Source organism: Helicobacter rappini (assembly GCF_900198625.1).
GTDB lineage: Bacteria > Campylobacterota > Campylobacteria > Campylobacterales > Helicobacteraceae > Helicobacter_A > Helicobacter_A rappini.
On sequence record NZ_FZPK01000062.1, the window covers coordinates 1 to 12,317 of the forward strand.

The following is a 12,317-nucleotide window of genomic DNA, read 5'->3' on the forward strand; positions in this document are numbered from 1 at the left end:
TGTATTTTTTGTGGAATCTGCTATATTTTGTGGGATTTTACCCTGTGGCAATTTTGGTGGTAATTGTGTTGTTTGTGTATTCTGTGTGCTTAGATTAGGATTAATGGTAGTATCTTGTGATTGTTTTAAAAGGTTTGTGGTCTTTAAGCTTTCAAGTGTATTGTTAATGAGTTTATTATCATTTTCTGCTTGTGTTGGTGTGAGTATGTATCCCATGCAATGCCTTTTTTAAGTATTTGCATGAGAATAGCAGATGTTAAGAATTAAATATATGTCGGTTATTATCCACATCAAGTAATACTATGTGTGGCAATATTGCGAGACAATTTTAAGGGTTATTAAGCTTTTTGTGAGGGAGTGTATATATAATACATGACCGAAACAAAAAGTGAAAATTCCCTTAAAAGTGTCCGCCAAGATTGCCACACTAAGTTTTACTTATCGCATACACCTTTTGACACGCCCTAGTAAATAACTCTAGCAAGTCTTCTTTACTTAACTGATAGATACTCTCTTTTAGCTTCATCTTATAAGGTGCTACATCATAAGCTTCAAATAACTCATCTTTCATATCAGTAAAGTAGGCTTTTCTAAATATCTGCCCTATTGCCCCTACTTGAATATTATTTCCTACATTGATAAAATTTTGTCTTTTTTCAGGTGTATTGGATATATTGCTATCTCCAGCATGATTTTTTTGTGTTATCCATGTTTCTTTTACCTTTTGCATATCAAAACCTACTTTAGCTTCATCATATACAATAAACCAAAACAATTCATGTATATAATCAGTCTCTAGCGGGTCTTCCCAAACACAATTAAATCTATCTACCTTTAACTCATCGCTTGTTTCATTCCTTGCAATATAGCTATTTGGATTCTTAGAGAAAACTACATTTAAAGAGTCTAGCCCTTGTGGTGTTTGATTTATAGGGTCTTCAAGCCTTGTCCTTGTTATAACCCCTTGTGCTTCTTTAATCCATACTTCTAAATTATCTGTAAAATCAGCATTACTCATATTTTCCACTGCTTCGCTAAAAACATGCGTAAAAGTCATGCCTTGTTCTACACTCTCTTTTTCGATAATAAGACTCTCTAGTGTTTGCAAATGTGCTTCATCTTTGCTTTGTAAGAATGGATAAGCACTTATATGTGTAGAGAGTATTTGATAGCCAACAGGGGCATAACCTATTAGCGTTTGCTTTTGTGCGTAGTTTATTCTTTGTGTATCATATAAATCTTGCAATTCTTTCTTTCTCTTTTCAGTGATAGTTGTATGCAGCAAAGTCATATTATTATCATTTTGTGCGATTTTAAATAATTCCTGCCATACAAAGCCTATAACATACATATAAGCTAATTGTTCTGTATTCATTGTTTGCAAGTTAGGTAAAAGACTTGTGAAATTTATACTCTTAGGTGTGTTTTGTGGTGGTGTGGTAGTTGGCGGTGTAGGATTGATTATTACTTGTTTTTCAATCACTTTTATTGCTACCGCCCTTCTTATACTCTCATTATCCCTTATGCCCTCAATAGTTAGCATAGTATCACCTTGAATCTTTGCAGTGATTTCTTTTGTAGCTTCATTGAAACTTGCAATAGTATCATCTTGCATATTGCTTGTATAACTTGTAGCATTTGTGATAATCTCTATTGTTTGTGTAGCCCCTACTTCTAATTCTAGCTTATCAGGTTTTATCCCCAAAGTTAAAGGCAATGGCGGTGGCGGTGTTGGTGTTACTTGTGGTGGAGTAGGTGCAGGTAAAGGAATACCAGCAGTTACATCATTAGGCTGACTTGGTTTAGTGATAGCTTCATCATTGCCATTTCTTAATTCAAAATACACTATATCTACATGCCCTTTTACAAAGCCTTCCCCAACAGATATATTTACTACTTCATTAGGATTAAGTTTAAATACGCCAAATTTAATCTCGCCACTTGTGCCTAACAAATCCCCATCATACGCCCCACTAGAGAGTTTTACATTTTGTGTTTCATTCGCCCAATATGACCTTTTATATCTATCCCCTATTGCCCACCAGCCGTCCCACCCAGTGCAGAGCCATTGTCTATAAATCTGCTTATTTGTTATTGTATTTGCTTCTATACTCAATCCAGCATTAGAGCTAAGATAGCTTCCAAAGGTAGAAGGACTAGCAACACTTACAGGGGGATTGTGTATGTAGTTATTTTGTGTTGAGCTTTTATTATGTGCTTCAAACTTATGATTTACACCATTGCCTACCCCATGACTTGCGTTTGTTCGTATCTGCCACCCACCAACAGGATTGGTAAAAGCTACAGGAAACGCACCGCCAAAGCCTTTTGTATCAGTCCCATACCCATGTCCCCCAACACATAGCACAAAGACTACACAGCCATTATCTCCAGCTTGAAATATGCCATTTTCAGTATAGCTTTTACATACAGGGGCATAATAATCACTAGGATTTACACTCTCATTTTCAAACTTTAAAGTTTTAAAGACACTAGGCTTTTTTGGTATCCATTCTGTCTTTATCTCTGTGTTTGGTTTAAACTGACTTGTATATTCATCTCTTGGTTTAGCAATAGTTGAGACTTGAATTTTATTCATATTTTATCCTTGTGTATTTTTAAACAAATACTATACAAAAATAGCTAAAGAATAAATGTCGGTTAAGAGGGTAAGAAAGTGGTATCAAACAATGCCTCCTCTCTGTTACCTCTAGCATGTAACAAAAAGTAAATTAACTAGTCTATATATTAATAAATCGGTTTAGCTAATGCTAAAATAATTATAATTAATAGTATAATAAGCCTAATCAATCCCATTGATTGTTACCTCCTTTCTAACTTACCGCTAGAAAGTAAGTAAAACTATCCCTTTAAGTTGGTCGCTTAAAGGGACACTCTAATTATACATCATTTTTTCACTATAAATTCCAATGGCTGTTTTTAATTTCTTAAATATATAATCAAATGAGAATATATTGACTAGTAAGCATTCTACTCTCATGCGTTCGATAAATATCTCTCTGCAATTCCCTAATCTCACTCTCATACAATCCCCTATAAAATCCCACTTCTTGCAAAGCATTTTGACTAGGCTTTTTTTGCAATAATAAATACATTGCATAAAACAATAAAGCATTATTAGCAATAAGTGGCAGATTAAAGCTATCATGCTTATCTACAATCTTGTAATAACAATAATAAGTCATTACATAATCCCCAGCATGATTAAACACAATCTTATCATTACTAATACTCACATACTCACCACTTGTTATATGCTTTGCTTGATATGCCCTAAGTATTGGTATCTCTTTTTTGTTTCTTATTACATTCTTTACATCTAAAAAGTTTGTAGGCAAGTCTTGTATAAAGTCTTTTTCTACCTTATATTCTTTTTGTTGTAAAAATAGTCGTAACACCCTTGCTAGATTCACATAGCTAAGGTTAAGGCAGTCTAGTATTTCTGTATCATTCCACTTTTGCATAGATTCATCATGCAGCCTTGAGCGGATTTCGAGTAATAGGGTAAAGACTTCCATTTTCTTATTAAACCTTTCTTGTTAGAGATTTCACTTTGATTATACATTTAAGAGATTAAGCCTTTTTATAGTAGTCATTACCGCTTAAGGTAACTCCCACTATAAAAAAGGCTTAAAACTATTAAAGCCATAATGCAACCTTAAAAATCTAGTTTTGCTTACTTGCAAGGCTTTCACCCACACTTGCAAAAATGACAAGCACAAAGCCAACTCTCTGTGCGGCAGTATTTTGAGTCGATTTTGTTTGTTTTCGAGTAAAAGTCAAGGGAGTGTATATATAATACATGACCGCAGACTTTTACGCAGAATCAAACAAAAGCGACCAAAAGACAACGCACCCATAAAAAGCTAGTTATTCACAGAATAACTAATACTCACAAACCCACTACTTCTTCCACCCCCAATCGTTACATTCACACTAGTCCCCCCATCTAAACATGCAGCAAAAAATGCACACTCCCCATTACTTCCCCTACCAGCAGTAGAGCCAAGTCCCCCTTGAACGCTTTTTAAATCCCCAAAGCTAGTAATACCCCCATTATCAGCAGAGTTATCATACCCACTTCCCCCTTGTAAGAATATGAGATAATTCCTTTTTGCCCCTTGTGGTGCAGTCCAAGTTTGACTAGCAGTTAAGTGTTCTGTCCTAAAATCTTTACCAAAAGCTATTAACTCACCTTTAATGCCTAATATTTCAGCATTAAGCCTTGCCATTTCAGCCATAAATGTTTTACCAGCCCCAGCAAATGCTTCATTAATGCTATTTATAGAATCTGTTTTAGTATCTTGTAATTCTACAATATAATCAGCCTTATGCTGTGTTAATTCTTCTATACCTTCATCTGTTACATGTTTAATCAAATCAACTGCTATCTGTTTAGCACTATTTAAACTCGCAAGACTTGATAAAGTCGTAATGTTAATTTCATCTAAGGCTTCAAGCTTCTTATCATCTATTAATTCTATAATCTCTTTTGAGAGAGATTCCATTTCAGCAGTATAACTTTTAAAGTCGCCAGATAGTAATGCCCTATAATCTAGCAATATTTCTTTTAATTCAGCCTTATATCTATCCCCTAATAGCGTAATAGCTTCTAGCATTTCTTGCTTTTTAGCTTCCCCCATAGCATTAATGATAGCTTCTAATTGATTGACTTTAGCCACCAATCTATCATAGCCCATATTTACAAGGCTTGTATGCCAAAACTCTACTTGGTCTCTATAATTTCTTGCTTCTTCTTTGATAGCGTCAATATCTATCTGTATTGCTTTCATATCATCACGCAAAGTGATACAATCATTCTTTAAGTTAGCACATAAAGTAGCATAATCATCACATAAAGCATATAATGCAAAGGTTTCATTATAATAATATTCTGTCTCTTGCTTTAAAAGCTCATATTTTTCTCTCTCTTGTGTGAGTGTCTGCATAATCGCTTTTATATCTTTTACTTCAGTCTCTAAAGCAGTAATAATAGTTTCAAATTGCTTTAGGGCTTCATCTCTTTTATCTAAAATCTCTTGCAAGGCTTGTTTTAACTCTTCTTTAAACTTATTCACATCACCTTGAAAGTCATTATTCACATAATCAAGTGTAGCTAAAAGCCTTAAAAGCTCCCTTGAAGTATTGAGTGTCTCTCTTACTTGTGCGAATATATCACTATTTGCATCTACTAGTGGGTTTAAGTTAAAAGGGGGGAAGTTATGCGGATTTTTTAGAATCTCTTTTATAATCTCTTGTGCTTTTATAGGGTCTTTTAATATATCATTTAAGATAAAATCAGGGCTTAAGCCATTCTCTAAACCTTCAATCTGCTTTTTAATAGCTTCTAATTCTTGCTTAGTTACAATATCTTCATTGCTATTTGCTTCTAAATCCGCTTTAATCTTATCTTGTTCTAAAGCTTCAGCGGCAGCTTCTTGTCTTAATGTGTCAATCTGCTTTTTTAAATCCACTAAAGTAGCTGCAAGTGTTGGGTCATTAGGATTTACAGGCTGATTTAATAATAAATCATTAATCTGCTTTTCTAACTCTGCAATCTTGTCATTTTTCTCTTTTAATTGTTCTGCAAACTCTTTGTTTAATTGCTCTAGGGCTTCTTTTTGCTGTTCGATAATCTCTTTTAGGGCTTCATCGCCTAAGCTTTGATTTAACTTCTTAAGAATATCTGCTAGATTTTTCTCTGTTACATAAGTATCGCCTGTTGTTTTATCTGCCACTTGATTTTGTGCTTGTGGTGTAGTTTGTGGCACTTGTGGCGTTACTTGTTGTGCTTGAGTTTGTATCTGTGTTTGGTCTTGTGGTGTTTGTGTATTTTGTGTAGGCATTATAGTTTCTCCCATAATAAAATGCCATATTGTAGAGAAAAACGCATTAAAAACAAATATCGGTTAAAACTTGACGATATTTGTTTTATAATATTAAAGAAGCTTTACTGCTTGTAGGACATAAAGGATGAGTTATGGCAAATGTTGTAAATGTTGCAAACTATTTTTTGTTACTAAATAAAAGACGATATGAGAAAATATCTAGTGAGGACGATAAAGACAGCAGGTTTCAAACAGAGGCAGACATGATTACACATTTAAAATTACAAAAGCTAGTCTATTATGCACAAGGATTATATTTAGCATATTTTAATAAACCGCTTTTTACACAAAGTGTTGAAGCATGGCGGCATGGTCCCGTTGTTAATGATTTATATCATATATTCAAGCCATATCACAAAAATGATTTAATGCCACTCGCAGACAAAATAAATGAGAATGATTTACAATTGGATGATAATGAGAAATTCATTATTAAAATGACATTTAAGCGTTATGGAGGATTAAGTGCAAATACACTAAGAGATAAAACACACGAAGAACCGACTTGGTTAAATACTTATGAGCTAAACAAAAATAATGTTATAGATAACGAGCTAATGAAAAGCTTTTTTGTAGAACAAATTAAACAAGATTTAGATAGACTATATACAGAGAGATAGTATATGTCAATTGATATAGTAATCTTTATTTTGAGAGATTTAGTTATTCACTACAATATGAATGAAACACAGGAAAGAATGCTGTATGCGAAACGATATTTATTAGATAAGGCTTTCACAAATATATGCAATCTTAGCGACAAACTTACAAAAGATATGTTGCTTGGGGCTATATCAAAGATTGACGATGAGTTTTATAATATTTTGGACGATGATAGAGTAAATATTGAACCATTTTTATGCAAATTGGTTGTGAAACATTGCGATACTGCTAGAAACTTTTAAGATTACTCAAAAAAGTCTTTCGCAGAAATTCCTAACTTTTGCAAAAACTCTTCTTTTTCTGTTTGCGTATATGTAACTTCTGTATCTCTAGCATTCAATGTAACATCTCCTGTAGATTCAAGGTTACCGCAATCAATCTCGTCGCAAAATACACTATCATCTATATCGCATGTTGGCAGTAAAAATTTTTCACTCATACTATCAATTCCTAAAAACAAAATTCTTTAATGCTATCAATATCGACCTTAAATGTCAATATTTTGTCCTTCAAAGTCAAGTTAATGCCAAAAAATACACATTTCCCCTACTTATCCCCCCTTAGGTAGCTTTATATCATCTGCCTTAGCTTGAGCCTCATACTTCATAGCCTTAGCTTCTTTCTCTTTAGCAGTCGCATTTAAGACTTGTAATTGTAATTGCTGCATTTGCATTTGTAATTGCTGCATTTGCTTAGCCATAGGATTATTTTGTGCTTCTTCTGCTTTTTGAGCTAATACCTTTCTCACCTTAGCACTCACGCTAGAATCTGAATCATCTAATACTAAAGGTAATATATCATTCATAGCTTCTTGTGGCACAAATCCACTCTTAATGAGTTCTACCCATTGACTAAATCTCTCTTCTCTTGTAGAGTTATTCTTAGCCTTAGTTTCTATGACTATATCATAGCTTCCTATCTCTATTTTATTTGTATCATTTGTATTGATTTCAAAGTAATTCTCAAATGTATCTTCTTCTACAATCCTAAAGACTTGTGCCTTATCAAAGTATTTAGTAATATACTCTAAACATACAGAAAACACGCTTTTATCAAATAAATCACTCGCAGTTAAAAATCTCTGTATCCCCATAAGCCCTGCATTTGTTCTTTGTTGCACGACTACACCACTAGCACGACTTGTTACCTGTCCTAAGGCTTCATCATTAAAACCTGCCTGCATTCTTGCTATTTGTCTGTGTTCATTACTCTTTGAGCTAAGACTTGCTACATCATTTGAGTGATTTTGAAATTGTATTTTAGAGCTACTTAATGCCCCATCTCGCACACCTACAACAGCATTATCTAAGCTTACATGCTTACTGAACTCTTCAGCATTATCCACAGCACTCATCTCATAGAGTATCTTTTGAGAGCCTAGCATATTTGCCATTCTATTTTCTGCAAAATTTACATAGTCTTGGTGTGGCTTTACATTCCTAAAGATTCCATAAAAGGCATTTGCAGAATCTACATATAGCTTTCTTATCACAATAGGGCAATGTCTTAAGTCAAATATGCTTGTATCAGTCTGCATAATGCCTGTTTTATCCCATATAAACCTATCATATTTCCTTGTCTTAGGATTTAGCACAAAGCTTTCAAAGTATCTTACCCTTTCTCTGTAAGCATTCATGCCTACATTATTTATAATATCATATTCTCTTTTTCCATATAACTCTATCATATCATCTTTATCGTTATATAGCACTTTATGATAGTATTTACAATCGCTTCCATCTTCTTTTTGTGAATAAGGGTCAATATATAAAGCATTTATTGGTATATGCTTAATTGTTATTTTTAAATCATTATCTATTTCACTCTCACTAAGCCATACTTCAGCAGCACATATTCCACACATTAAGTCTAAATCGCATTTTTGCTTATTGATTTGATAATCCTTTGTTTGTGTTATGCTTTTTAATATATTTGTTAGAATCTGTGCTTTTTCTCTATCTTTCTTTTGAAAGCCTACTGCATTCATCTCTGTTGAAGCATTCAGCTTATAACCTAAAAGCTTTTCGCCTATTAAAGCATACATATTTTCAAAGAGTATAGGCTGTCCCCTACTTGCGAGTATGCTTTTAATATAATCGGGTAATTGATTACCCTCATAATACTCTTTTGCTTCTAAAAACTCATCATAGCTTTCTTGTAAGAGATTGAGAGATTCTTTAAGACTTTGGAGTAATTTATCGTGTGTTTCATTTGCATTCATTTCTTTACCTTTTAAAAGCTTTCACCTTGATTATACATTTAAGAGATTAAGGCTTTTTTATAGTAGTCATTACCGCTTAGGTAACTCCTACTATAAAAAAGCCTTAAAACTATTAAGCCATAATGCAACCTTAAAAAGCTAGTTTCCTTTTTGCAAGGCTTTATACCTTGCATTCCATTTTCCTTTCTCTGTTGTTATGTTACCCTTTCTTGTCATGTTGAGCCGAAGGCGAAACATCTATAACACTAAGATTTGCAAAGTAAGTCGTGGCAATCCACACTCGCACAAAGTAGATTCTATATGCGGCAATATGAGCTGTGGCAATTTTCAATGTTGTTGAGATTTTTGCGAGGGAGTGTATATATAATACATGACCGAAGCAAAAATTGATAACTCAATACGAAAAGTGTCCGCTAAGATTGTCGCACATTAAGAAGCCTCTGTGCCATCTTCTTCATAGTCGTTATTATCAGTATCTATACTCTCACTATGTCCCACAGGCATACCACCAGCACCACCAAGTGAGAGTGTAGGCATATTTCCACTACCTCCTAATTCTGTATTATCTGTGTTTGGAGTTTGCGTGGAGTCTATACTTCTTGCATTCGCATTTGAGTTAGCACCCATAACTTGCCCTTTTCCAGCACCACCAAAGATTAAGCCATTTCCGCCTAACTCATTTTTGATAGCTCCCATGCTATTTTGTTTCATGTCATAACTTGCATATTGTGAGTAATCTATCGTAGGGGCTACTTCACCACTACCGCCCCAAGCCTTATCAATACTTGCGGCTAATTGATTATTTGCTAGTTCATGTTTTTGTTGTTTTTCTAACTCTAAGTTAAAATTCTTTTTAGCTAAATCCATTTGTTCTTTCATCTGCTTGTTTGCTTCTATAGTATTGTATATATCCATACCTAAACCAGCGACACTTGTTAAAGCCTGAACGGGTGCGGCAAACTTGCCTACCTTATCTAAACCTTGAGATAGCTTAGAAACTTTTCCAACATCTGCTACATCGTCCAATGTATCTGCCATTGCTCCTATATCTTTAACACTATTTGCTACATTGTGTCCTTGTTTGGCTAAATCTTTTGTTTGTTGCATTACTTGTTGTGTCTGCCCTAATCCCAATCCAAGCGGGTCGTGTCTTTGCAATGCTTGTGCGGCTGCTTGTTTATTTATATAAGTTTTTTGTAAGACAGGGACAGAAACAGGTTTTATTATAGGTGGCATATTTCATTCCTTTAATATCAAAATAAACAAGATTATACATAATTTGCAATGATTAAAAAATGTCGGCTAAAATTACACAAAAGAAAAAAGGACAACAATGTATGCTATTGCATTTGATTTAAAGATTGATGACTTAAAAAAGCATTATGGTGAGCCTTACAACAAAGCCTATGATGAGATAAGGCAAGAGTTAGAAGCATTAGGTTTTGAATGGACGCAAGGCAGTTTATACATGAGTGTAAGTGAGAAAAACACTCTAGCAAGTGTGTATAAAGCAATCAATAGACTGCAAAATATTAAATGGTTTAAGCAATCTGTGCGTGATATAAGGGCGTTTAAAGTAGAGGATTGGTCGGACTTTACCGAGATTGTTAAAGGTTAGAATGAATTTGCAATTAAAGATAAACACGCAAACCCCCATATTCTAGCATTTGCATTATAACTTGAATTCGCCTTAAGGCTTTTAGAATCTGCACAAAGTTAGATTCTATATGCGGAAGTATTGCAAACCATAAAAACAGACTCTCGTGCGGTAATCGAATTGTAGCTACTTGCCTTGCGTTTAAGATTTTTGCAAACAAAACGCAAAAAGCAGATTCCATGTGCGGAAGTATTTTGAGTCGATTTTAAGTGTTTTCAAATAAAAGTCAAGGGAGTGTATTATACATACATGACCGCAGACTTTTATGCAGAATCGCTTAAAAGCGACCAAAAGACAACGCACTACTTATGTATAAATTCCTTAGCTACTATATATTCCAACATAAACGCCAAATTACTCTCTTGTGCCACAAAAAGCTGTGCTGTGCTTTTCATTAAATAGCTTGTTAATTCATAGTTTTTCACAAACTCTTTAAACAATACTTCAAGTCTTGGCAATACTTGCAATGAAAAGTCATAATTATCAAGGATACTTTTACTCTCTATGCGTATTCTTCTTATCATTGCATCTCGTATTTCACCTGTATAATTTTGCATGATATATTCAGTTACCGCCTTTGTGTCTAGATTCTTTGCTAGATACTCTTTTACCGCTTCATTGACTTGATTTCTATCTAAGTTTATAAGATTGCCTAAGCCATATTTATTGATTAAGGCTTGTCCTATATCATTATAGAAACTCTCACTTGTGAAATACTCATCTTTAATGAATTGTTCGTGCATAATATCTAAGATGTTCTCATCACTTATTTTCTCATCTACTTCTGCTTTTAAAACTTTGAATTCCTGCTTTGTAGATTGCAATTCTTGCTGTGTAGTTTCATTTGCTTGAATCATATTTTGGATTAAATCAGTTAAACTTGCCATATTTATCCTTTCTTATTTTAAAAACTCTGTATATTTTAATCTTTTACTACTAGCATAATCGCAGTAAAAAAGCTAAGTAAGCCAAATATAATAACACCACTTGCTAATATTTCCATTTACAGCTCCCCTATTTCTTTGATAATCTTTAGTATTTTCCTTTGCAACACAATTACACCTACTCCAAGCAAGACAACACCAAACGCACATAAACCTAAAAACCACAAATTAAGTTCAGTCATCTTAGTAAAAACAAAGCCTACTACTGCCAATAGCGAAGTAAGTGCGAAGTTCCTATACACTCGCAATTCATCAAGCCTTGCCTTTTTCTCATCTAACTTAGACACAAACAACCTTTAATATTGCTTCTTTATCCATTTGCGAACACCTGCCTTTTATTTTCTTTGCATGGATATTACTTGATTTTAACTTAACTTGCAATAAAAGACTTAAACCAACATGAAGCTATATGTAAAGTTGTTTCAAAGTATCACACACTAAGCTAGATTGAGTTCCTTTTTAATCTCTGCTAGATACACTTCACCTGCTTTATTATAACTCCATCTAGCCTTATAACCCCTTGTATCTAAATGCACGAATCCCCTAAACTCATCATTAGGATTTATGCTTATTGCAATCCCAAAAGGCTTGTCATTATATGTTTTTAATACATGCTCGAATACCTTTTTAGTAGGAATGCCTTTTACCACAAAATCCACAGCGTCCCCTGCTATATGCCTTGACTTTGAAGCTCCACCTATCTTTTTATTATGTGTAGGACAGCGATAACCGCTATTTATAGTAATAGGGGCGTTAAAATGCTCTCTAATCTCTACTAATGTATCGATTAACTCATCTGTTGGCATACCTTTTGGCAACTCACATTTACCACATTTGCATTTGAATTCAGATTCTTTAAAATACTTGTTCTCTTTCATTTCTCATTCCTTTATTAAAATTCAGTTTTGGCATTTCCACTTCGT

16 protein-coding genes are annotated in these 12,317 nt (G+C 33.9%); 3 read left to right on the plus strand and 13 right to left on the minus strand.

The genetic code is table 11. The features are described from left to right. From C6H17_RS10560 to C6H17_RS10575, 5 genes are all read right to left on the minus strand, one after another. Nucleotides 1–216, minus strand: a 216-nt coding sequence (locus C6H17_RS10560) for a hypothetical protein (RefSeq protein ID WP_158655021.1), incomplete at its 3' end; no start/stop codon positions are given. A gap of 211 nt (nt 217–427) precedes the next feature. Then, entirely contained in the window at nt 428–2,599 is a 2,172-nt protein-coding gene (locus C6H17_RS10565; protein WP_005218661.1) for a hypothetical protein, read from the minus strand. A gap of 361 nt (nt 2,600–2,960) precedes the next feature. Next, on the minus strand, nt 2,961–3,539 hold the full coding sequence (locus C6H17_RS10570; RefSeq protein ID WP_004089064.1) for a hypothetical protein: 579 nt from the start codon (nt 3,537–3,539) through the stop codon (nt 2,961–2,963). A gap of 148 nt (nt 3,540–3,687) precedes the next feature. After that, nucleotides 3,688–3,825: a hypothetical protein gene (locus C6H17_RS12335; protein WP_155243510.1), complete on the minus strand. Its 138-nt coding sequence runs from the start codon at nt 3,823–3,825 to the stop codon at nt 3,688–3,690. A gap of 62 nt (nt 3,826–3,887) precedes the next feature. Then, nucleotides 3,888–5,882, minus strand: coding sequence for a hypothetical protein (locus C6H17_RS10575; RefSeq protein WP_005218662.1), 1,995 nt, complete (start codon nt 5,880–5,882; stop codon nt 3,888–3,890). Nucleotides 5,883–6,001: 119 nt separating this feature from the next. Here C6H17_RS10575 and C6H17_RS10580 point away from each other — a divergent pair, with 119 nt between their 5' ends. Beyond that, nucleotides 6,002–6,529 carry a Panacea domain-containing protein gene (locus C6H17_RS10580; protein WP_005218663.1) on the plus strand — a complete coding sequence of 176 codons (528 nt, stop codon included), beginning with the start codon at nt 6,002–6,004 and terminating at the stop codon, nt 6,527–6,529. Nucleotides 6,530–6,532: 3 nt separating this feature from the next. After that, nucleotides 6,533–6,814 (plus strand): hypothetical protein, encoded by a 282-nt coding sequence (locus C6H17_RS10585; RefSeq protein ID WP_005218664.1) that lies wholly within the window; start codon nt 6,533–6,535, stop codon nt 6,812–6,814. A gap of 2 nt (nt 6,815–6,816) precedes the next feature. Here the strand turns inward: C6H17_RS10585 and C6H17_RS10590 are convergent, their stop codons facing one another. The 4 genes from C6H17_RS10590 to C6H17_RS10600 form a co-directional block, all read right to left on the minus strand. After that, nucleotides 6,817–7,011 carry a hypothetical protein gene (locus C6H17_RS10590; protein WP_020995863.1) on the minus strand — a complete coding sequence of 65 codons (195 nt, stop codon included), beginning with the start codon at nt 7,009–7,011 and terminating at the stop codon, nt 6,817–6,819. A gap of 111 nt (nt 7,012–7,122) precedes the next feature. Beyond that, nucleotides 7,123–8,793, minus strand: coding sequence for a hypothetical protein (locus C6H17_RS10595; protein ID WP_005218666.1), 1,671 nt, complete (start codon nt 8,791–8,793; stop codon nt 7,123–7,125). A 38-nt stretch (nt 8,794–8,831) separates the two neighbouring features. Continuing rightward, the gene (locus C6H17_RS13345; protein WP_267892801.1) at nt 8,832–8,966 is read right to left on the minus strand and encodes a hypothetical protein; all 135 of its coding nucleotides are present in this window, start codon (nt 8,964–8,966) and stop codon (nt 8,832–8,834) included. Between the two features lie 256 nt (nt 8,967–9,222). Beyond that, nucleotides 9,223–10,029, minus strand: a complete 807-nt coding sequence (locus tag C6H17_RS10600; RefSeq protein ID WP_005218667.1) for a hypothetical protein — start codon at nt 10,027–10,029, stop codon at nt 9,223–9,225. 97 nt (nt 10,030–10,126) lie between these two features. Between C6H17_RS10600 and C6H17_RS10605 the strand changes: the two genes are divergently transcribed. After that, nucleotides 10,127–10,411: a virulence associated protein VapD gene (locus C6H17_RS10605; protein WP_005218668.1), complete on the plus strand. Its 285-nt coding sequence runs from the start codon at nt 10,127–10,129 to the stop codon at nt 10,409–10,411. Nucleotides 10,412–10,424: 13 nt separating this feature from the next. Here the strand turns inward: C6H17_RS10605 and C6H17_RS12340 are convergent, their stop codons facing one another. The 4 genes from C6H17_RS12340 to C6H17_RS10620 all read right to left on the minus strand — a co-directional run bounded on the left by C6H17_RS12340 (nt 10,425) and on the right by C6H17_RS10620 (nt 12,272). Further along, the gene (locus tag C6H17_RS12340) at nt 10,425–10,631 is read right to left on the minus strand and encodes a hypothetical protein (protein WP_148374304.1); all 207 of its coding nucleotides are present in this window, start codon (nt 10,629–10,631) and stop codon (nt 10,425–10,427) included. A gap of 121 nt (nt 10,632–10,752) precedes the next feature. Next, nucleotides 10,753–11,337 carry a hypothetical protein gene (locus tag C6H17_RS10610; protein ID WP_005218669.1) on the minus strand — a complete coding sequence of 195 codons (585 nt, stop codon included), beginning with the start codon at nt 11,335–11,337 and terminating at the stop codon, nt 10,753–10,755. Nucleotides 11,338–11,453: 116 nt separating this feature from the next. Then, nucleotides 11,454–11,681: a hypothetical protein gene (locus C6H17_RS10615; protein WP_020995862.1), complete on the minus strand. Its 228-nt coding sequence runs from the start codon at nt 11,679–11,681 to the stop codon at nt 11,454–11,456. A gap of 150 nt (nt 11,682–11,831) precedes the next feature. Continuing rightward, nucleotides 11,832–12,272, minus strand: a complete 441-nt coding sequence (locus C6H17_RS10620) for a D-Ala-D-Ala carboxypeptidase family metallohydrolase (protein WP_005218671.1) — start codon at nt 12,270–12,272, stop codon at nt 11,832–11,834. Between the last annotated feature and the right edge of the window lie 45 nt (nt 12,273–12,317).